The organism is Paenibacillus sp. 01L418 (assembly GCF_056400045.1).
In genome coordinates this window covers 1-688 of sequence record NZ_JBFTSN010000847.1, presented here as the reverse complement: position 1 = coordinate 688, position 688 = coordinate 1, and the positions used below count along the sequence as shown (strand labels likewise).

At 45.8% G+C, this 688-nt stretch carries 1 protein-coding gene; it reads right to left on the bottom strand.

Going from position 1 to position 688, the window contains the following annotated elements:
• Positions 1 to 688 (bottom strand): HAD-IC family P-type ATPase (locus tag AC1DSE_RS36095; RefSeq protein WP_477529224.1); only part of this gene is annotated, 688 nt, incomplete at both ends.

The window sequence follows — 688 nt, the reverse complement described above, 5'->3', positions numbered from 1 at the left end:
ACGCAAGAAAGCATCTTCATCCATCGACTCCACAAATACATCCGTTAATTCGGGTTTGCCTTTAGTCACCGTTCCTGTTTTATCCAAAATAATTGCATCAATTTTATGCGTTGATTCGAGATGCTCGCCGCCTTTAAAGAGAACTCCGAGCTCTGCAGCACGACCAGAACCTGCCATAATCGACGTAGGTGTTGCGAGACCGAGAGCACACGGACATGCGATGACAAGAATCGCGATCGCAATCTCTAAAGCATTAGCGAAATCGCCAGGACTTATCCAGAAGTACCATACAACAAAAGCTGCAAGTGCTATTCCAACAACAATCGGTACAAAGATACCTGAGATAACATCAGCAACACGCTGAATTGGTGCTTTTGAACCCTGCGCTTCTTCTACAACTTTAATAATTTGTGCTAAAGCCGTTTCTTTGCCGACCTTTGTCGCTTTCACTTTCAACCGACCATTTTTGTTAATCGTCGCTCCGATTACATGGTCGCCAATTTTTTTATCCACTGGAATGCTTTCACCAGTCAGCATGGACTCATCCACCGCTGATGTACCTTCGATGACTTCACCATCCACCGGAACCTTCTCACCCGGTTTTACCAGCACAAAGTCTCCAGTAAGCACTTCCTCGACAGGAATCGTTAGCTCTTGACCATCACGAATGACTAACGCCGTCTTGGCT